The organism is Paenibacillus sp. FSL E2-0151, assembly GCF_037993015.1.
Classification (GTDB): Bacteria; Bacillota; Bacilli; order Paenibacillales; family Paenibacillaceae; genus Paenibacillus; species Paenibacillus amylolyticus.
The window spans coordinates 5,323,750-5,342,910 of record NZ_CP150308.1 but is presented as its reverse complement, the minus strand read 5'-3'; the positions used below and the strand labels follow the sequence as shown (position 1 = coordinate 5,342,910).

Below are 19,161 nucleotides of genomic sequence, written 5' to 3'. Positions count from 1 at the left end.
CCAATGCGGATGTAATCCACGGAGAAGAAGAATTAACGGGAAATTGGTATTTTGATGTTCACGGCGAGCACTGTATGTTCAAGAATACAGAAACAGGGCAGACATTAGAGGTTTTCCTTGGTAGTCTTCGTATTTCGAGAATCTGTTTATGGACATGTTGGATTTCTTCGAATGTATGGAGGCACAACATGTGTTAATTCATGTTCTTGGGGTGGCGTATAGAAAAATAATTTGATTGCTTGCCATTTAATTAAAACTGAGGAGGAATTACATATGAGTTTAACTGAGTGGTCTACAGATATTCTTCAATATGATCTGTCGGATGAATATTCGATTCGCAAAGCTGATTTTGCCGAATGGGGATTATATTGCACGGTTTATTATGATATGCGTTATGTCGGATTTTTCAGGGAAGAAGAGTTCAGTTCTTCCAAGATCAGTGCGTACTGGATTTACAAGGGGGAAAGCAAAATAGGTGGCGTGAGAATGGAGCCTAACCGGATGTATCATTTGTTTTTTATCCCGCCATTCCAGCAGTGCTTTGATGTATTAAAGCTTCTGAAGCATAAATTATTACAGTGGTCGGATCGCACCAAACGCATTCTGACCTTTGAGATTCTTCCAGACCAAGTTGATCTATATGCAAGAGCTGGATTCTGGCCAGTGGAGTTCAAATGTCGCTGGATGCAGCGGCCTACAGATCATTTTGAAATCGAATGGGACAGCAGGGTAACCGTGAAGAGTCCAGAGATTATTGAAAGTGAAACCGGCAATAGAAAATATGTGAATGAAGATGAAATTGCTCAATGTGACCTGGAGAGTTTTGCAGGAAGTCTTGAAGCTACACGAAGAAAACATACCACTCTTGCAGATTTTATACCAAGTGATGACCCTAATTATTCCAATGAAATTCTCACCCAAGCGTCCACGCTTGTATACGACAAGGAAACGGGACAGCTTATTGCAAATTGTCGCTTGTGCTTGCAAGATAATCAGGCTGCTGTGTATAGCATAGGTGTTCGTCCGGAATATAGAGGAAGAGGGCTTGCTACACTGATGTTACAGAGAGCTTTGAATGCGCTTAAGGGTCAATATCCCGTGCTGCGATTGTATGTGATGCAAGGAAATGATGCGGAGTCCGTGTATCTGAATCTGGGATTTATTCCGGGTGTGCAGGAGATTCAGACGATGTATATTCCTGAGGAGGAGTCACAATGAAGGTTGCCATCTATTTTGAAGGCATTCCATGGCAAACAGTTGGAGAGAGAGGATAGTGAACGTTCGTAGCAATGTGCTGCTACTTTGGAAAGGAGAGATGTACATGGGAATGATCATTATGTTGGTGGTGTATCTGTTCCTCGGTATTTATGTTGTGAAAGTTGGAATAGATAACTCCAAAAATAGCCAGCACACCAAAGAAATATTATCAGAGTTAAGGGAGATTAAGGACCTGTTGAAAGAGCGAAGGTAAAGATTGATTAGGCTTGTGCTTCAAAATTAGCTGAGGAGCAGCATTTTCGGATGCCTCCCTCTCCTGTAGGTCAGGAAATGGAGGATTCTTGTGCAGCGCAGCTAGCCACTTTAACCCAATACACGAATAACAATATCCTGATCATGGTTACCAAAACCGGCACCATAGATCGTTAATCCCCCTACGTTGGGGCTTTCCTCGTCAACCGTGAAACGTAGCGTCCAGAACGGTTCGCTAAGCTTAATATCCGCGAGAGTAATGTCTGACATCCGCTCACCATCCATATAGGTACCGGAACCATCAATACGAATGGTCTTTAATAATCCATACTGATTCACATTACGATGCCACCATTCTGGTGTATATTTGCCGCGTGCTGCTCTGCCAAAGTCGGCAGGGCTTGTCCACGTTCCAAGGGAAACGCCATTGAAGGTGAAACGAATATCGGAAGGCCAATGATCTCGCAATCCCGGAGCTTCAGACGCCAGTTCCATCGAAATTTCGATAGCATCGGTTGTCTGATCAGGTAGTACAAAGTTAGGTGTTTTATATTCAACATAGCCCTTCCCAAACCACAGGATAGCGGCGTGTACCCGCTCGGGATCAAGGAAGTAACGGGGATCATCCCATACGCCGATTTCTTTCTCAAGTGTCCCTAGCCCACAAGTAGGATGAATATCAAAAGCAGTGTAGTGTCCCACGGCTATCGTCTGTTCTCTGGTTCGTGAAGTTTGGCTTGGGGATGGCAACTCGATCTCAATATGATTTTGCTTGAGGTAACATAATTTGTGCGTCCCTCCGTTGATCCGAACTCGTCTGCTGCCAATTAGACCCGCATCCTCCAGTTTGCGAATATGCATCGTGACAATGGAGGGGCTAAGCTCTAATGCTACGGCAATATCCTTCACGTTCATTTCGCGATCTGCAATCATGTCCATGATTCTCCATCTGACTTCACTTGCCAGCGCCTCATATAAAGGAAGGAACTGGGGCTCCCCATTTGCTTTGATCATCTGTACAACTCCCTATCCTCAATCTTCTAAAATCACATATATATTAATTTAATAAAATTAACTCCAAGATGCAATTCAGATTCATTGCAAGTTTACACCCGATGGTGTTTAATTTTTGTAGTTGTTACGAAGTTGAATTCTTATATTTGTGAATTTTATAATAAGAGATGGAGTGGAGTAATGAAATACAATAACCCTGTTGTGAAAGGTTTTTATCCAGACCCTAGTGTGATTAAGGTGCACGATACATACTATATGGTGTGCAGTTCTTTTCAATATTTTCCATGCGTACCGCTCTTTGAAAGCAAGGATCTGCTGAATTGGAAGCAAATTGGCCACTGCCTGACTCGTAAAAGCCAGATTCAGCTCGAGACGGTGAACAGCTCCGGAGGTGTATTTGCCCCAACAATCAGGCACAATAAGGGGCGTTTTTATATGGTCACAACGAATGATACGACGCATCAGAATTTCTATGTCTGGACGGACGATATTTACGGAAAATGGTCTGAGCCTATTTATGTGGATCAAGGCGGGATTGATCCCGATTTGTATTTTGAAAATGGAAAAACCTTGTTTATGAGTAACGGGGTGGATGATGAAGGCGTTGGCGGAATTGTTCAGTGCGAGCTTGAGATTGAAACTGGTCGCAAACTTAGCCCAAGTCGTTCGATATGGAACGGAACAGGTGGACGATATCTGGAAAGTCCGCATCTCTATAAAATGAACGGTTATTATTACCTGCTTGCAGCTGAAGGCGGCACCGAATATGGTCATATGGTTACGTATGCTCGGGGGACTTCTTCTTCGGGACCGTTCGAAGCCTACGTGCACAATCCGGTTCTAACGAATCGCAATCTGGGCGGGTATGAGCTCCAGGGTGTGGGGCATGGTGATCTGGTTCAGGATGCTCGGGGGAACTGGTGGCTCTTTCACTTGGGATTCCGACAGATCGGCAGATGGGCTACGTACCATCATCTGGGTCGTGAGGTGTTCTTGACTCCGATTACGTTTGATGAAGACGGATGGTTTACAGCCGGGCATGAAGGCACAACACTGACAAGTTTTGAGACCAATCGTATCCCAGATACGGTGATCCAGCAGGATAAGAAGAATTATACGTTTGAAAATACAGACTGGAACCTCGACTGGTGTTATCTTCGTCATCCAAATACAGAGCATTATCAGCTTGAATCAGATAAGCTTACGCTAACAGGAACCGACGTAACGCTTGACGTTCCGGCATCCCCAACGTTCATCGGGCTACGTCAAAAAGACTTTAATGCAACAATTTCTGTCGATGTTAGTCTGACGAGTGGAGAAGCCGGGATCACGATCTACATGGATGAGAATCATCATTATGAAGTGGCTATTCGTGGGCAGCAGGACGGTTATAAGGTGGTCGAGCGTCTAAATATCGGTGATATCAAATCGAGAGAACATGAAGTGGATCTGGGAAATAAACAGCATGCAACGCTGGTGATCCGCTCAAATCAAGATCGCTACAGTTTCCTGTTTCAAACAGATGGTGAAGAGATTCTGCTAGGCACGGCACAGACGAGATACCTATCCTCGGAGGTGGCAGGAGGTTTTACAGGCGTACTTATTGGGTTATACGCGAGCGGGCAAGATACTTCAGCGGAGTTTACAAATTTCAAGTGTGATTATCATTAAGAAGTTAAGGGAAGGGCCTAAGGGTCCTTCTCTTTTTTTTAATTTGTGTCAAAATATAGATATATTAATAAATGCCAATAGAAGAGAGTGATTTAAACTTGCAAGTACATTATAAAATGCCAGAATCCTTAGTAGACATCGTTCGAATAGATAAGAAATTACGTGAACAACATGTTGGAACCATCGACGATTATATGGGTTTTTATATTAGTTTTAACAATGATGATGATAGATACTATTGTACGCCAGATGATGCCATCATATTTGGAAGAACAGGGGCAGATGGTGACCATTTTGCTTTTTTCACGTTCAACAGATCCATTAGTGATTTGGAAGAAGCGCCTATTATCTTTATTCAACCTACGGCATTTGGGAATCAAGTAACGTTAGTGGCCAGAAACCTTAAGGATTTTATAGCATTATTTATTAATCTTAAAGAAATTTATGTGTTGGAAAGATTTCGGTTTTATAAGAATAAATTAGATTTTACGAATGACTATAACGATAATTATATGGAAGATATAAAGATGCGAGAGAGTGATAATCATTTAATTATTGAACTGCTAAAGGAGAATATAAAAGGAATAGCAGAAATTGATGATGTATACGAATACATTATTGAATCCAGAAAACAAATAGAACTCGGAATAAATAATGATGACTTCGGATGATCTCTCTATTGAATCTTTAAAATAGTCTGAATGTAACAAAAGGTCAAAAGAACGTGTTATTTAATTATATAGCTTGATTGGATAACCAAGGAGGAGTTGTATGGAGGATCAATGGAGAATTGCGAAGTATGACCCGGCATGGCGTGATTTGTTTCTCGAAACGAATTCGAAATTAAGAGAAGCTTTAGGAGAAAAGGCTCTGCGGATTGACCATGTTGGGTCCACTTCAATTGTTGGAATAGACGCCAAACCTATCATAGATATACAAATATCTGTTTCTAATTATGAGAATCTGTTGGACTACAAACGTGAGATCGAAACAGTCGGATTTGTATTCAGAGCAGAAAATCCAGATAAGACTAAACGTTACTTTCGTGAAGAACCCGGAAGCAGAAGGATACATATACACGTTAGACAGGCAGGCAGTTTCTCCGAACAGATGACCTTGCTGTTCAGAGACTATTTAAGGGAGCACCCAGAAGATTGTTTGAAATATGCGGAAGAAAAGCACAGACTCATGTCATTGTATAAAGATCAGCGTCCCAAATATGTTGAAGGAAAAGGACCAATGGTGTGGAGCATATTACAGAGAGCACATCGTTGGTCTCAAGAAATCGGATGGCAGCCGGCAAAATCTGACGCATGAGCACATCCAATGAATAGAGATAACTGTATTGGAGTGATGAGATGAACATGGGAAGAAAGCTGATGACAACCGTTCTAACCATCATTTGTTTTACTTTGGCGGCAAGTCTCATATCGATGAATGAAACCTACAGTTTTGATTTTTACATTCTTATTTATCCGATATACGCGACTCCCTTGATCCTGTTGATCGGGCTACCTTTATCGATATTGTTAGACTATCTGCTCAGCCGAATACAATTCCCTAATCATGTGTTGTATCTAAGTACGAGGATATTAGACTATGCATGTGCTGGAGTTCTAGGCATGTATATTTATTATCTGGTCATGGGCGCAGGAGAAGCAATCTTGTGTTTCAAAGAGACGTTAGTTCTGACCTTATTTGGCGTTCTTGCCGCTATTCTATTTGTACTGATCGATATGGGATTGGAAGTTTTGTTAAAGGTACGAAGAAGAAAGAGTTGAATTAAATTGATTTGTCAGGAGGAAAGCAAAATGACAACGCATTGTGCACTTCTAATCATTGACGTACAGGTAGCGATGTTTGATGAAGCAGATCCCGTATATCAAGGGGAACGATTGCTTCAGAAGATCCAGGTGTTAATTGCCAGGGCCCGTGAAGCAGGGCATTCCATCATATATATCCAACACTGCGAAGGGCCAGACAGTCCACTGGAACGAGGAACACAGGGGTGGGACATCCATCCGTCCATTGCACCTATAGCTGGTGACCTTGTTATCGAAAAAGAGACACCGGATTCGTTTCACAAAACCGATCTGCATCTGAAATTGCAAGATAATGGCGTGAAGGAGTTAGTCCTTACGGGAATGCAGACCGAGGTATGTGTAGACACGACATGCCGCAGAGCGTACAGTCTGGGATACACGGTCAATCTGGTTCAAGATGCGCACAGCACATGGAATTCAAAGACGCTTCAAGCAGAGCAGATCATTGCACATCACAATACGGTACTGAGACTGTTTGCCAACGTGGTGGATATGGAGAATGCGCTGTAATGCTAGGAAAACGTAGGCGATTCTGGTTTTTCATAGGTGCGGCAATCATGTTTCTGTATTTTCTAATCACGAGTAACCCTGATCCAAATAAGCCGATTTCAAGAAATCAAGTGATAAACACAGAGATGAGCATAGTCGTGTACACCAGGACAGGCGACGGTGGAGCACACGTTAGCATTGACAATGTTACGTTAAGTAAAGAAGACATTAGCCGTATAGTCGGCTGGCTGAATGCAGCCCCGGAAACAGCCAAAATACCAGTAGATGATGTCACAGGAAGTATTAGTGCGGGAATTGCTTTGAAATTAAAGCATAACGCTAAAGTTACGATTCAATACAATCGGAAACAGATTATTGTATCCACAAAAAGCAGATTTAATAGAGATTCGAAATATATACTTGATCAAAAGGACTTAAGAGACTTTTTGGATCAAAAGTTGGAAGGGACGTATTTTGGTGAAGATACCGTTAGTGTTGAATAAGGGGGAGATGTATTGACGATTAACAAAAGAATAATGAATCTATCAGCCTGGCTTGCTGTATTAGCCATCCTATGTATTCCTGGAACTTTACATACTGAAGATGGACCGCTCCGAACAGAGTATGGTTTCCCGCTCCGATTTTTTACGGATTATCATTATGCTAATTCTGAGGGAACTATCTGGTTTATATCTGGCATCTATTTAAATGTACTTCTATATTTGTTCAATGTCCTGTTTATTTATGCAGGTATTCATGTGATCTTATATATAAAAAAGAAATTAACTAAATAAATTCAACAGAATATTTACACGAAACGGAGAGGACAGAAAAAACCTGAAGAAGCGAAGTGTTCGCCTAAAAGCTTTCTGAAAGAAAGCTGCATCGGAAGCATAGGCTTATCTCCGGAGTTTCCCATTATAAAATGAATCAAAAAAATTTGGGGATAACAGCGATCGGAAGGTTGTTCTGTCATCGGAGTGGTAAGTGTAAACATTCGGAGGATACCTTTGCCAATACAGAATTGATCAAATCTCTCTGAAAAATAAAGCCGATAAAGGGGAATATACCGATGGAAACCTTCTTTCGTTATAACTGGATGGTACGTGAGCAATGGTATGTCTGGTGTGAAGATGTACCGCTTGAAGAATTGCTTCGGCCTCGCACGGGCGGAGTAGGCAACATATTACAAACATTATTTCATATCATTGATGTAGAGTGGAGCTGGCTTCAGTTGCTTCAGGGCAAACCGGATGATGCAGAAGATTTTGCAAACTACCAGAATCTTGAGGCGGTAAGGCGACTCGATCGCAAGTTACGTCCTGATGTGGAGGCATTGGTTACAGCATGGGATTCGAGTATGGAAAAAAGAGCTTTTATTGATCATCGCTCAGCTGGCAAGGCCAGTACAGATTCATGGGGAGAAGTTATGCGACATGTGATCGCCCATGAGATTCACCATATGGGACAGCTGTCGGTATGGGCCAGAGAATTGGGCAAACAGCCAGTATCCGCCAATGTCATTGGCAAAGGCCTGATTATACCTGACTAACAGGGAGAGAGCGGCATGACATGAATGAACGGAGGAGAAGTGATGATTCATTGCAGGAAAGCTACGATTCAGGATGGCGAAGTGATGAGCCAATTATCCCATCAACTGGGTTATGTCAGCACAACTGAAGAAATCAAGGAGAGATTAACTCGTCTCTCTTCCTTACCAGACCATTATGTATGTGTGGCTGAGATTGATTCGAGGGTCGTAGGCTGGGGCCATGTACAGGGAAGACATTCCATTGAGAGTCCATCTTTTGCCGAGATTGGTGGACTAGTTGTGGATGGGATTCATCAAGGGATGGGGATTGGTAAGATAATCATGAGCGAATGCGAGGAATGGGCTCGGGTTAACGGCTTTGATAACATTCGGGTACGTTGTAACGGAAAAAGGGAATCTGCACATCGGTTTTATATAGCTATCGGATATGAAGAGAAGAAATGGCAGAAGGTATTTGATAAACGATTATAATCTAATCTTGTGTATCATGGAAGGAGGAGAACGATGACGATTCAACTTAGCCAGGTGAATTGGGTAGAACTGGATGAACGTATTCAGCAGGTGATTAAACAGGAGTATCAGATCATTCCCTTGCCACCTGGACTGGAAGCGAGTGTGATGAGAATCGAAATGGAAGATCAGTCGTACGTATTGAAAGTCTGGGACAAGGATTCCAAACCGGATATCGCCAAACAATATCGATTATTGTCCAAGCTTTATCAAAGTGGAATTCGTGTTTCCAAACCCTACGGTTGGGGATTAGACGAGCAAGAGAATCAAGTGCTGTTAACGAGCTATGATGGAAAGCCGGGTACCCAATTAACACAAACCAAACTGACACATTTGGCTGAGCGATTAATGGAGGTCCATCGTTATCCGGTGAATGAAGCGGGTACTGAAGAAGATGAAGAATACATATTCAGGTACGATTTTGTTCAATACTTTTTTCCACAAATTGAGTTACATGACGATATAAATGATCTTCTGGCAAACTTGATTCAGCAGGTCCAGATCAGACAGGATCGCTTGATTCATGGCGATTATAATCTGGGAAACATTCTTGAGATGGACGACCAGTACACCATCATCGATTGGACTAATGGGCAGTATGGTGATCCAAGGTACGATATGGCATGGTCTGTGTTTCTGATCACCGTCTATAATGGGGAAAGTTATGGCGAGATGTATCGCGCTCAATTTGCACGTTCTGCAAGTTATACGTACACGCTGGAAGAGGAGCAGGTTTTTGAAGCTGTAGCTTGTCTTCGCTGGATTCTGTTAAAGCGCGTTGGGGATGTCCCCATGGGGCCGGATGTAATGGAAAAGGTTCACAGCATGGCTGTCCATAATCCGTATTTGAATGAACATCTGCTGTAATCGTAATACGGGGATACACAATGACGACAGTATACGATTAAGTAATAGAAAGACCACTTTTTTTAAATAAAATAAACAGTCAGTCCTAAACTAGCGATCCTCGCATACCTATGATAGTAGAGGAGCGTGATTGATATGGAGCAGAAAGTGCAAACTTACTTTGAACTGAAACAGCAGCAAAAAGATATTGAGCAGCAGTTGTCTGTACTACGAGATGAGATTGTCGCGTATTGTGCAGAACAAGGGGTCTATGAGACGCAGGTTGGTGGTTACACCGTGAAAACAGTGCTTCAGAACCGGAAGGAATACGATGATCAGAAGCTGTATGCTTCTCTTCCAGACCCGGACATCTGGCGATTGTTGTCCAAGGTAGACAGCCATAAGCTGAAAAGCCTGATCAAGCTGAACATTCTGTCCGAGGAACAAATTAACCCGGCATGCACAGTGAAACAGGTGACCTTGTTACAGGTGGACAAGCTGTAAGGCTTCATATCTTCTTTGTATATGAGTTGAATTTAATTGAACAGCCCGATCACAAAACACCTTCCGAGAAATGTTCTGTTTAGATGAGCAGTCGGACATACGTGGAGGTGTTTTTGTTGTGCAAACAGGGCCGAGGATCATAAATAGTTAAATATGAGGGGGAAGAAGTATAATTTGTTCATTGTAAGCGTATTCAACAAACGATATGATGGATAAAAACTGGCAGGGAGGAATTGTAAATGCCAACTGAAATTCCATCACTACATGCTACGTACGCTAATACGTTCAAAATAGGTGCTGCTGTACATACCAGAATGTTGCAGTCCGAAGGGGAATTTATCGCCAAACACTTCAATAGTATCACGGCTGAAAATCAGATGAAATTTGAAGAAATTCACCCGGAAGAGGATCGTTATTCATTTGAGGCGGCGGATAAAATTGTTGATTTTGCTGTTGCCCAAGAGATTGGGGTGCGCGGACATACTTTGGTCTGGCATAATCAAACATCGAAATGGGTCTTTGAGGATACCTCAGGTGCTCCCGCTTCCAGAGAGCTGTTATTATCTCGCTTGAAGCAACATATTGATACGGTAGTAGGTCGGTATAAGGGGCAAATATATGCGTGGGATGTCGTTAATGAAGCTGTTGAAGATAAGACCGACCTGTTCATGCGGGACACGAAGTGGTTAGAGCTGGTGGGGGAAGATTATTTGCTGCAAGCGTTCAGTATGGCTCATGAAGCTGATCCAAATGCTCTTCTTTTCTATAATGACTACAATGAGACGGATCCGGTCAAACGGGAGAAGATCTACAATCTGGTTCGGTCTTTGCTGGACAAGGGAGCGCCTGTACACGGGATTGGGTTGCAGGGGCATTGGAATATTCATGGTCCTTCAATTGAGGAGATCCGAATGGCTATTGAGCGTTATGCTTCACTGGATGTGCAGTTGCATGTTACGGAGCTGGATATGTCCGTGTTTCGTCATGAGGATCGTCGAACGGACCTCACCGCGCCAACTTCAGAGATGGCTGAGCTACAGGAGCGTCGATATGAAGAAATCTTTAATTTGTTCCGTGAGTATAAATCATCCATTACCTCTGTGACGTTCTGGGGAGTAGCGGACAATTATACCTGGTTAGACCATTTCCCGGTACGCGGACGCAAAAATTGGCCCTTTGTTTTTGATCAGCAGTTGCAGCCCAAGGAATCATTTTGGCGTATCATTAACCCTATGTCCTGAACATCAGGGAAGTGGAGAGAATCGGTCACGATGTGGCCGATTTTTTGCTGTAGTCAATATAGATTATACAGTGCGGTTATCTCGTTTGTGATTGAACACCACGCTTGTATGTGTGTAAGTATATGGCTTTTTATGGAAGTTCATGATAGGGTAAAAGAAAGGCAATCTCGAACAATATTCTTTTCCGAAATGAGTTGAGAAGATGGATCGCACCCGCAATTATCTGTTAATATTTGCAGGAAACTTGGTCGCTGCCTATTATATTTTTGAAGAAGGTACTTTTGCCAAACCACTGATGTTTGCTACATTCATGCTGTTACTGATTATGACAATCGATTACATGAAAAGTAGAAACAAATATACATTGGAATAGGGTATGTCCATGTTTTTAAACGATTCTGGAGCATAGGGTCGTTTTTTTATTGTATATAGAACAGCTTCCATTTACATCAAGACCATTGTTCATTACACTTGATGAGTAGCACCTCATTAACTCAGTTTTTGTTAACTCAATTCAGATCATCAGGAGGATATCATTATGCATCAATCCGCACATATTCAGGAAGCAAGAGATTACATATTAAACCGAATCCATACCCAACCTGCCGTAGGCATGATTCTGGGTTCTGGACTGGGAGCGCTCGCGGACGAGATTGAAAATGCGACCGTTATCCCATATACAGATATTCCGTATTTCGCCCAATCGGAGGCTATCGGTCATGCCAATGAATTGGTTATTGGTGAACTGATGGGCAAAACGGTTGTAGCGATGAAAGGCCGCCTTCATTATTATGAAGGTTTTACATTGGACGAAGTGACTTTCCCCGTTCGTATCATGAAGGCGCTGGGTGTCGAGCAATTGCTTATCACCAATGCCTGCGGAGCCATCAACACAAGCTTTGAGCCGGGTCAACTGATGCTCATTACAGATCATATTAACCTTGTAGGCAATAACCCGTTGATGGGGCCGAATAACGCCGAACTGGGTGTTCGTTTCCCAGACGTATCACAGGTATACAATCGTGAACTGCGCAGTATTGCCCTTAAGGTTGCAGAAGAGCAGAATGTTGGCTTGCAGCAAGGTGTCTATGCATGGTGGAGTGGCCCGGCATATGAGACACCAGCGGAGATTCGCATGATTCGTACGATGGGTGCGGATGCAGTGGGGATGTCCACGGTACCTGAAGCCATTGTTGCCATTCATGGCGGTATGAAGGTACTGGGCATTTCCTGTCTGACCAACATGGCATGTGGTATTTTGGATCAGCCGTTAAGTCATGATGAAGTTATTGAAGTGGCTGCGCAAGTGAAAACAACCTTTATCGGACTTGTAAAAGGCATCTTGAAAGAGATCTAATCGCGAGATGATTTTTATTTAGGCCGCGATGGATAGGATAGAGTTTTCATCCAACCCAATCGAAACCACAAAAAAACGTATGCTTCACGAGCTGTTACTCGTGAGACATACGTTTTTTTTTATTTTGCAGAACTATGAACCATCTGAGAATGATCGGCCATGATTGCTGGTGTGGACTCCCTGATGATGGGTTTGGTCACAATGTGGGAGACCTGATACGGCTGTGTCGGGCTATTAATCCGGGATAACAGCATCTCCGCAGTCTTAATGCCCATCTCATTGCTATAAATATGAACCGTCGTTAATGCTGGCTCAATAATTCGAGATTGGGGTGCATTATCGAATCCGCATATCGCAATATCCTGTGGCACAGCGACATTTCTGTCTTTTAACGCCCTGATTAGATCAACTGCTATAAAGTCATTAGCGCATACGTAAGCGGAAGGTAGGGAGGCCAGCTCTGCCACTCGCTGGTTCAACCATCCTGGCTTGGAGAAACACAGGCGATCATTATCTACGATGCAATGGGACAGGTCGACCTGCAACCCCGCCTCCAGCATAGCACGCTGATATCCAACCCATCGTTCATTAAAGCTCTTGCAGTGATTGTAATCCCCGACGAATCCGACACTTGTGTAGCCGCTCTCAATTAATTTTGTGGTTAACTGATAGATGCTATGTTCATTCTCCATGAGTAGCAGATCTGCTTTGAATTCGGGATAACATATGTTGGAAGCGCAATCGATAAAGATGGTGGGGATGCCCAGATCGGTAATCAATTGTGTATATTCCAGATCAAATAATTCAATGCAAATGATGCCGTCCACTTTGGCTATATCAAAATTGTTGGGAAGTGTAAGTGTATCTTGATCGTCTTCACGCACGATATGAATCGAGAGATTGTATCCCTCCGCACTAATTCTTTTCTCCAAACCACTGATTAACAACGAACCAAAGTGAGATGTATTAGGCAGGTTTTCAGTTAACAGGGCGATATTGCCCGGAGCCTTGGTTAGAACATGCTCATTGTCCATATAGGCAAACTGTTTATATTTAAGTTCAATTGCTTTTTTAATTACACGATTTCGGGTCTCATCCGGGATGTTTCCGCTATCATTTAATGCTTTGGAAGCCGTATTCCTGGAGATCCCCAAAGCATCAGCAATGTCTTGTATCGTGACTTTTTCCTTTGCCATCTAATGCTTCACCTCTAATCATCAATAGTCATCCATATTCTTCTCTAAGTCAAATGTATAATAGAACGGGACAAATAGCAATCTCTGTTTTACAAATGCACAATTACATTTACATTTAGATAGTTGAATTCTATTTTCATAATTGTTCCAGAAGTTTTGTTAACTAGTGTAACAATGATGATTTATTACAGTCATGATATAGAAATATCTATGCGGGTATTAACGATTCAGTGCTGTATATATGCAAATTTAATCCTCTTTAGTTACATTAATGCAAAGATAAAATGATCAAATGCACAAATATTTTTTTACAAAACGTATTGACTAAATCCGTTGAAACCTGATAAATTGTAAATTATCAAATAGGCAATTGTAAATATTGAAAGCCCTTACTGAAAACAATTGTCAACTTCTAGAATGAACGGGGGTATCGTGTTGGATAACATAGCCGACAGCAAAAAGGGCGAAGGAAGGGTACTGAAAGTGAGGACGACAAGCGGTCATAGGTTGCAGCAGCTCAAAAAAAATTACTTTTTATATATGTTGCTTGCACCAGCCTTAATTTTGACTCTTATCTTCAAGTACATTCCGATGTATGGAGCCATCATTGCGTTTAAGGATTTCAGTCCGATCAAAGGCATCATGGGTAGTGATTGGGTAGGACTGAAGCATTTTGAGAAATTTATAGCTTCACCCAATTTCGATATCATTTTAATGAATACGCTTAAACTCAGCTTTTTGGGATTGATATTCAGTTTCCCGGTGCCTATTTTACTGGCACTCATGCTGAATCAGGTACGCAAAGCTGGCATCAAGAAAAATATTCAATTGTTTCTGTACGCACCCAATTTCATCTCGGTTGTTGTGGTTGTGGGTATGCTGTTCATCTTCCTCTCACCGACAGGGCCGATTAATCAATTAGCTACATGGATTACAGGTCAGCCAATCATGTTCATGTCTGAACCGGAATATTTCCGCTGGATCTACATTTTGTCCGATATCTGGACCGGAGCGGGCTGGGCTTCCATCATATACGTCGCAGCTTTGGCCAATGTGGATCCGGAGCTTCACAATGCGGCTAATCTGGATGGCGCCAATCTCCTTCAGCGTATTCGCCACATTGACCTTCCAACGATTCGTCCGATTATGGCCATCGTCTTTATCCTTGCAGCTGGAGGGATTATGTCCATTGGATTTGAGAAGGCCTATCTGATGCAGACGTCCATGAACCTGCCTTCCTCCGAGATTATTGCCACGTATGTCTACAAGGTGGGGTTACAGTCTGGAGATTACGCTTATTCTGCGGCAGTTGGATTGTTCAACTCGGTTATCAATGTGATTTTGCTGGTGACGGTGAACCTGATTGTGAAGAAATTGAATGAAGGCGAAGGCCTCTATTAGGAAAGGAGTATTATCCATGGTTGTTAAACACACGGGAATGGATCGGTTGATCCTCACACTCAATGCTATCTTTCTCACCTGTGCTGTACTGGTTGTGGTTGTTCCCCTGATTTATATTGTTATCGCCTCATTCATGGACCCCACGGTGTTACTGAATCGTGGACTGTCCTTTAATGTATCGGACTGGAGTCTGGACGGATATCAGATGATTTTGTCCAATCCAGCCATGATCCGGGGGTTTGCAAATGCGGTATTGTACTCGGTTTCCTTTGCACTGATCACCGTGACTGTATCCATATTTGCAGGTTATGCATTGTCGGATGATAGGCTCGCGGGACGTGGGTTTTTCATGATTATCTTTATCATTACCATGTTCTTCGGCGGGGGATTAATCCCTACTTATCTACTCATACGTAATCTCGGCATGCTGGATACGGTGTGGGCGATCATCATCCCTGGAGCCGTTAACGTCTGGAACATCATTCTCTCCAGAACCTTTTTCAAAGGAGTTCCTCGAGAACTGAAAGAAGCTGCAAACGTGGATGGCGCCTCTGAGATGAAGATTTTCTTCCAGATCGTCATTCCGTTGTCGAAACCGATCATTTTTGTACTCGCACTTTATGCGTTCGTTGGGCAATGGAATTCCTATTTTGATGCAATGATCTATCTCGATAATCCGAACCTGCATCCGTTACAGCTCGTTCTGCGTTCCATTCTGATTCAGAATCAGGCTGCACCGGGCATGATCAGTGATCAGCTCGCGATGGCAGAACTGAAACGGCTCTCCGAGATGATTAAATACTCAGCGATTGTCATTTCGAGTCTGCCACTCATCATCATGTACCCGTTTTTCCAGAAGTATTTCGAAAAAGGTGTCATGGTCGGTTCCCTCAAATAGTGAACAGCCTGCGATACAGTAAGTTGATCCAATCCAACTCATGGAGGTCATTATTATGAAAAAAGTAAACAAGTCCAGAAAAGCCGTTACAACGGCGTCCATTTCCATGTTATCTGCAATGCTCTTTTTAACCGCCTGTGGCGGAGGTGGAGGCGGCGCGGCAAGTGAGGCGCAATCCCCTGATGGCAAGGTGACATTGAATTTTATAACACAGAGCTCTCCGCTGGCTCCCGCTGATCCAAACGACAAGCTGATTAACAAGCGTCTCGAAGAGAAAACCAATGTGCATATCAACTGGAAGAACTATACGAGTGATGTGTTTGCAGAAAAAAGAAATCTGGCGGTTGCCAGCGGTGATTTGCCGGATGCCATTTTTGATGCAGGTTACGGGGATTATGATCTCCTGAAACTGGCGAAGGACGGGGCGATCATTCCACTTGAGGACATGATTGAACAACACATGCCCAATCTGAAAAAGGTGCTGGAGGAAGCTCCCGAATACAAGAGCATGATCACGGCTCCAGACGGACATATTTACTCATTCCCATGGATTGAAGAACTCGGAAGTGGCAAACAACGGATTCAGGCAGTGGATAACTTGCCCTGGATTAATGTGGAATGGCTGAACAAGCTTGGACTGAAGATGCCAACGACAACCGAAGAACTGAAAGAAGTATTGATCGCGTTCAAAACTCAAGATCCAAACGGCAACGGTAAGGCCGACGAAATTCCGTTATCTTTCATTAACAAACCGGGCGGAGAAGATCTGACATTTCTCTTTGCGGCATTTGGACTCGGAGAGAACTGGGATCATACCGTGGTAACCAATGATGGGAAAGTGGTCTTCACGGCAGCTGATGAAGGCTACAAGGAAGCGGTTAAATACATTCATGAGCTGGTTAAGGAAGGCCTCGTGGATGTCGAATCGTACCAGCAGGATTGGAACACGTATCTTGCGAAAGGCAAGGATAATAAGTACGGCATGTACTTCACATGGGATAAGGCTAACATTACAGGCATGAATGATACGTATGATGTTCTGCCTCCTGTTGCCGGGCCTAACGGAGAGGTCAATGTCACAAGAACAAACGGGATTGGGCTTGATCGTGGTCGCATGGTCATTACCAGCAGCAATAAAAACCTGGAATCTACAGCGAAGTGGGTAGACCAACTGTACGATCCGCTCCAATCTGTGCAGAACAACTGGGGTACCTATGGAGACGAGAGTCAGCAAAATATTTTTGAATTCGATGAAGCCAAAGGGATGCTGAAACATCTTCCACTGGAAGGATCTGCACCTGTGGAACTCAGACAAAAAACCAGTATCGCAGGACCATTGGCCATTCTCGACAGTTATTATGACAAATACACAACCAAACCGGAAGATGCGGCTTGGCGCATGGAACTTCTCGACAAGGTTATGGTTCCGCATATGAAAGCGGAGAACGTATATCCAAGTGTGTTCTTCTCCATTGATGAACTGGATCGATTGTCCACGATTGAGACCGATCTCTTCGCCTACGTGTTACGTCTGCGTACAGAATGGTATCAGAACGGGAAAATAGATCAGGAATGGGATGCTTACTTGAAAGAGTTGGATCGCCTTGGATTGCAAGAATGGCTACAGATTAAACAAGCGGGATATGACCGTAATAACAAATAAAGAAAAGTACGGAGGAGAAACCATAATGTCGACAATTCTTAAACAAGATTACAGAAATGAATACCATTTTTCACCAAAAGAGAAGTGGATGAACGACCCGAACGGCATGGTGTTTTTCAATGGGGAGTATCACTTGTTCTATCAGCATCACCCACATGGAACTACATGGGGCCCCATGCATTGGGGCCATGCAGTGAGCAGGGACCTGATCTCCTGGGAGGAACTACCAATAGCTTTACTCCCCGATGAGAATGGCACTATATTCTCGGGAAGTGCCGTAGTGGATTGGAATAATACGACCGGATTCTTTGAGGGTGAGCCAGGATTGGTTGCTATTTTCACCCATCATCTTGAAGTTAAAAACCAAGATGCCATACAAACCCAGAGTCTGGCGTATAGCAAAGACAACGGCAGAACCTGGACTAAGTACGAGGGTAATCCGGTATTAAAGCATGAGTCCTTTGTTGATTTCCGTGATCCCAAAGTGTTCTGGCATGAGCAGACCAAGGAGTGGGTTATGATTATCGCTTGTGGTCAAACGGTATGTCTGTATCGTTCTCCCAATCTGAAGGATTGGACGCTAGGAAGTGAATTTGGAGCCGGTATTGGTTCACACGATGGCGTGTGGGAATGCCCCGACCTGTTCCCGCTTGCAGTAGATGGAGATTCAGGGCAGGAGAAATGGGTGATGCTCGTTAGCATCGGTGCAGATCCTGCTTTTATTGAAGGCTCCAGAACACAATATTTTACCGGAGATTTTGATGGAACTACATTTGTCCCAGACGAGGCATCCCAGACGATTCGCTGGATTGATTATGGTCGGGATAACTACGCAGGAGTTAGTTGGTCTGACGTTCCTGAGGAAGATGGAAGACGCCTCATTATCGGCTGGATGAGCAACTGGATGTATGCCAACCAGACGCCAACCAATGATTACCGTGGAGCAATGACCATTGCCCGGGAGTTGACACTGGAGACAAGAGCGGGAGAAGTTATATTGATTCAACGTCCTGCACGTGAACTTGAGCAAGCCCGTACGCCAGTATTGTCCCTACAGGATGCTTCGATTCAGCAAGTGAGTGAGCAGTTGAACGCATTGCAACTCGTGAACTATGAGATCCATGCAGAGTGGGCTCAGGATCAGACGTTCCATTTTGCACTAAGAAGCGGCGCAGATCACGAAACGGTCGTTGGTGTAGACTCGATCCGAAGTGAAGTGTACGTTGATCGTAGTCGATCGGGCATCGGCAATTTTCATGAACTTTTCCTGAGCCGTCATACAGCTGAGTTAAAAGAAGTGGATGGAAATCAAAGTTTGCGTATCTTTGTAGATCATTCATCTGTGGAGGTATTTGCAAATGATGGTCAGGCGGTTATCACGGATCTGATCTATCCGGATGCGGATTGCCAAGGCATCTCTGCTCATGCAGAAAATACAGATCTGGTCTTCTCTTCACTTCATATCTATGAGATATCATCAACCAAGGCTAAAGGTTAATTGTAATGAAGGAAAGGAGCCCAGAACG

The 19,161-nt window shown here is 43.4% G+C and carries 21 protein-coding genes; 19 read left to right on the top strand and 2 right to left on the bottom strand.

Features of this window, described 5'->3' with window-relative positions:
• Positions 1 to 273: 273 nt before the first annotated feature.
• Positions 274 to 1,218 (top strand): GNAT family N-acetyltransferase, encoded by a 945-nt coding sequence (locus MHI55_RS23775; protein WP_340387248.1) that lies wholly within the window; start codon positions 274 to 276, stop codon positions 1,216 to 1,218.
• Positions 1,219 to 1,321: 103 nt separating this feature from the next.
• On the top strand, positions 1,322 to 1,471 hold the full coding sequence (locus MHI55_RS23770; RefSeq protein ID WP_167483655.1) for a hypothetical protein: 150 nt from the start codon (positions 1,322 to 1,324) through the stop codon (positions 1,469 to 1,471).
• Positions 1,472 to 1,581: 110 nt separating this feature from the next.
• On the opposite strand, the gene MHI55_RS23765 is transcribed toward MHI55_RS23770, so the two are convergent.
• The gene (locus MHI55_RS23765) at positions 1,582 to 2,484 is read right to left on the bottom strand and encodes an ArsR family transcriptional regulator (protein WP_340387246.1); all 903 of its coding nucleotides are present in this window, start codon (positions 2,482 to 2,484) and stop codon (positions 1,582 to 1,584) included.
• 180 nt (positions 2,485 to 2,664) lie between these two features.
• On the opposite strand from MHI55_RS23765, the gene MHI55_RS23760 reads away from it, so the two are divergent.
• From MHI55_RS23760 to MHI55_RS23700, 13 genes are all read left to right on the top strand, one after another.
• A complete protein-coding gene (locus MHI55_RS23760) occupies positions 2,665 to 4,155 on the top strand; it encodes a glycoside hydrolase family 43 protein (RefSeq protein ID WP_340387244.1) in 1,491 nt (496 codons plus the stop codon).
• 71 nt (positions 4,156 to 4,226) lie between these two features.
• On the top strand, positions 4,227 to 4,826 hold the full coding sequence (locus MHI55_RS23755) for a hypothetical protein (protein WP_143760333.1): 600 nt from the start codon (positions 4,227 to 4,229) through the stop codon (positions 4,824 to 4,826).
• Between the two features lie 100 nt (positions 4,827 to 4,926).
• Entirely contained in the window at positions 4,927 to 5,472 is a 546-nt protein-coding gene (locus MHI55_RS23750) for a GrpB family protein (RefSeq protein WP_340387242.1), read from the top strand.
• Positions 5,473 to 5,513: 41 nt separating this feature from the next.
• Positions 5,514 to 5,936, top strand: a complete 423-nt coding sequence (locus MHI55_RS23745; protein WP_340387240.1) for a hypothetical protein — start codon at positions 5,514 to 5,516, stop codon at positions 5,934 to 5,936.
• A gap of 30 nt (positions 5,937 to 5,966) precedes the next feature.
• Positions 5,967 to 6,488: a cysteine hydrolase family protein gene (locus MHI55_RS23740; RefSeq protein ID WP_076252878.1), complete on the top strand. Its 522-nt coding sequence runs from the start codon at positions 5,967 to 5,969 to the stop codon at positions 6,486 to 6,488.
• On the top strand, positions 6,488 to 6,970 hold the full coding sequence (locus MHI55_RS23735) for a hypothetical protein (protein WP_076252877.1): 483 nt from the start codon (positions 6,488 to 6,490) through the stop codon (positions 6,968 to 6,970). The genes MHI55_RS23740 and MHI55_RS23735 overlap by 1 nt, the downstream gene beginning before the upstream one ends.
• Positions 6,971 to 7,539: 569 nt before the next feature.
• Positions 7,540 to 8,019, top strand: coding sequence for a DinB family protein (locus MHI55_RS23730; protein ID WP_340387238.1), 480 nt, complete (start codon positions 7,540 to 7,542; stop codon positions 8,017 to 8,019).
• Between the two features lie 42 nt (positions 8,020 to 8,061).
• Positions 8,062 to 8,490 carry a GNAT family N-acetyltransferase gene (locus tag MHI55_RS23725; protein WP_340387236.1) on the top strand — a complete coding sequence of 143 codons (429 nt, stop codon included), beginning with the start codon at positions 8,062 to 8,064 and terminating at the stop codon, positions 8,488 to 8,490.
• 33 nt (positions 8,491 to 8,523) lie between these two features.
• A complete protein-coding gene (locus tag MHI55_RS23720) occupies positions 8,524 to 9,396 on the top strand; it encodes an aminoglycoside phosphotransferase family protein (protein ID WP_340387234.1) in 873 nt (290 codons plus the stop codon).
• A 135-nt stretch (positions 9,397 to 9,531) separates the two neighbouring features.
• Positions 9,532 to 9,879 carry a hypothetical protein gene (locus tag MHI55_RS23715; RefSeq protein ID WP_081746078.1) on the top strand — a complete coding sequence of 116 codons (348 nt, stop codon included), beginning with the start codon at positions 9,532 to 9,534 and terminating at the stop codon, positions 9,877 to 9,879.
• Positions 9,880 to 10,118: 239 nt separating this feature from the next.
• Positions 10,119 to 11,120: an endo-1,4-beta-xylanase gene (locus tag MHI55_RS23710; RefSeq protein WP_340387233.1), complete on the top strand. Its 1,002-nt coding sequence runs from the start codon at positions 10,119 to 10,121 to the stop codon at positions 11,118 to 11,120.
• Between the two features lie 202 nt (positions 11,121 to 11,322).
• The gene (locus tag MHI55_RS23705) at positions 11,323 to 11,493 is read left to right on the top strand and encodes a hypothetical protein (protein ID WP_017686928.1); all 171 of its coding nucleotides are present in this window, start codon (positions 11,323 to 11,325) and stop codon (positions 11,491 to 11,493) included.
• Between the two features lie 165 nt (positions 11,494 to 11,658).
• Positions 11,659 to 12,477, top strand: a complete 819-nt coding sequence (locus tag MHI55_RS23700) for a purine-nucleoside phosphorylase (protein ID WP_340387231.1) — start codon at positions 11,659 to 11,661, stop codon at positions 12,475 to 12,477.
• 119 nt (positions 12,478 to 12,596) lie between these two features.
• Here MHI55_RS23700 and MHI55_RS23695 read toward each other — a convergent pair whose 3' ends face one another.
• Entirely contained in the window at positions 12,597 to 13,673 is a 1,077-nt protein-coding gene (locus tag MHI55_RS23695) for a LacI family DNA-binding transcriptional regulator (protein ID WP_340387229.1), read from the bottom strand.
• A 540-nt stretch (positions 13,674 to 14,213) separates the two neighbouring features.
• On the opposite strand from MHI55_RS23695, the gene MHI55_RS23690 reads away from it, so the two are divergent.
• From MHI55_RS23690 to MHI55_RS23675, 4 genes are read left to right on the top strand one after another with little or no spacing between them, the layout of a single operon-like run.
• Positions 14,214 to 15,074 (top strand): ABC transporter permease subunit, encoded by an 861-nt coding sequence (locus tag MHI55_RS23690; protein ID WP_223200008.1) that lies wholly within the window; start codon positions 14,214 to 14,216, stop codon positions 15,072 to 15,074.
• A gap of 16 nt (positions 15,075 to 15,090) precedes the next feature.
• Entirely contained in the window at positions 15,091 to 15,972 is an 882-nt protein-coding gene (locus MHI55_RS23685; RefSeq protein WP_036617174.1) for a carbohydrate ABC transporter permease, read from the top strand.
• Positions 15,973 to 16,027: 55 nt separating this feature from the next.
• Entirely contained in the window at positions 16,028 to 17,635 is a 1,608-nt protein-coding gene (locus MHI55_RS23680; protein WP_143781475.1) for an ABC transporter substrate-binding protein, read from the top strand.
• 25 nt (positions 17,636 to 17,660) lie between these two features.
• A complete protein-coding gene (locus tag MHI55_RS23675) occupies positions 17,661 to 19,133 on the top strand; it encodes a glycoside hydrolase family 32 protein (RefSeq protein WP_076329105.1) in 1,473 nt (490 codons plus the stop codon).
• Positions 19,134 to 19,161: the final 28 nt, after the last annotated feature.

Excerpts from the sequence above, each read along its gene's own strand:
- MHI55_RS23725 (WP_340387236.1), top strand. The coding sequence starts at position 8,062 with ATGATTCATTGCAGGAAAGCTACGATTCAGGATGGCGAAGTGATGAGC.
- MHI55_RS23755 (WP_143760333.1), top strand. The coding sequence starts at position 4,227 with ATGCCAATAGAAGAGAGTGATTTAAACTTGCAAGTACATTATAAAATG.
- MHI55_RS23770 (WP_167483655.1), top strand. The coding sequence starts at position 1,322 with ATGGGAATGATCATTATGTTGGTGGTGTATCTGTTCCTCGGTATTTAT.
- MHI55_RS23685 (WP_036617174.1), top strand. The coding sequence starts at position 15,091 with ATGGTTGTTAAACACACGGGAATGGATCGGTTGATCCTCACACTCAAT.
- MHI55_RS23735 (WP_076252877.1), top strand. The coding sequence starts at position 6,488 with ATGCTAGGAAAACGTAGGCGATTCTGGTTTTTCATAGGTGCGGCAATC.
- MHI55_RS23745 (WP_340387240.1), top strand. The coding sequence starts at position 5,514 with ATGAACATGGGAAGAAAGCTGATGACAACCGTTCTAACCATCATTTGT.
- MHI55_RS23760 (WP_340387244.1), top strand. The coding sequence starts at position 2,665 with ATGAAATACAATAACCCTGTTGTGAAAGGTTTTTATCCAGACCCTAGT.
- MHI55_RS23690 (WP_223200008.1), top strand. The coding sequence starts at position 14,214 with ATGTTGCTTGCACCAGCCTTAATTTTGACTCTTATCTTCAAGTACATT.
- MHI55_RS23720 (WP_340387234.1), top strand. The coding sequence starts at position 8,524 with ATGACGATTCAACTTAGCCAGGTGAATTGGGTAGAACTGGATGAACGT.
- MHI55_RS23675 (WP_076329105.1), top strand. The coding sequence starts at position 17,661 with ATGTCGACAATTCTTAAACAAGATTACAGAAATGAATACCATTTTTCA.
- MHI55_RS23775 (WP_340387248.1), top strand. The coding sequence starts at position 274 with ATGAGTTTAACTGAGTGGTCTACAGATATTCTTCAATATGATCTGTCG.
- MHI55_RS23765 (WP_340387246.1), bottom strand. The coding sequence starts at position 2,484 with ATGATCAAAGCAAATGGGGAGCCCCAGTTCCTTCCTTTATATGAGGCG.
- MHI55_RS23740 (WP_076252878.1), top strand. The coding sequence starts at position 5,967 with ATGACAACGCATTGTGCACTTCTAATCATTGACGTACAGGTAGCGATG.
- MHI55_RS23705 (WP_017686928.1), top strand. The coding sequence starts at position 11,323 with ATGGATCGCACCCGCAATTATCTGTTAATATTTGCAGGAAACTTGGTC.
- MHI55_RS23715 (WP_081746078.1), top strand. The coding sequence starts at position 9,532 with ATGGAGCAGAAAGTGCAAACTTACTTTGAACTGAAACAGCAGCAAAAA.
- MHI55_RS23700 (WP_340387231.1), top strand. The coding sequence starts at position 11,659 with ATGCATCAATCCGCACATATTCAGGAAGCAAGAGATTACATATTAAAC.
- MHI55_RS23710 (WP_340387233.1), top strand. The coding sequence starts at position 10,119 with ATGCCAACTGAAATTCCATCACTACATGCTACGTACGCTAATACGTTC.
- MHI55_RS23695 (WP_340387229.1), bottom strand. The coding sequence starts at position 13,673 with ATGGCAAAGGAAAAAGTCACGATACAAGACATTGCTGATGCTTTGGGG.
- MHI55_RS23750 (WP_340387242.1), top strand. The coding sequence starts at position 4,927 with ATGGAGGATCAATGGAGAATTGCGAAGTATGACCCGGCATGGCGTGAT.
- MHI55_RS23680 (WP_143781475.1), top strand. The coding sequence starts at position 16,028 with ATGAAAAAAGTAAACAAGTCCAGAAAAGCCGTTACAACGGCGTCCATT.
- MHI55_RS23730 (WP_340387238.1), top strand. The coding sequence starts at position 7,540 with ATGGAAACCTTCTTTCGTTATAACTGGATGGTACGTGAGCAATGGTAT.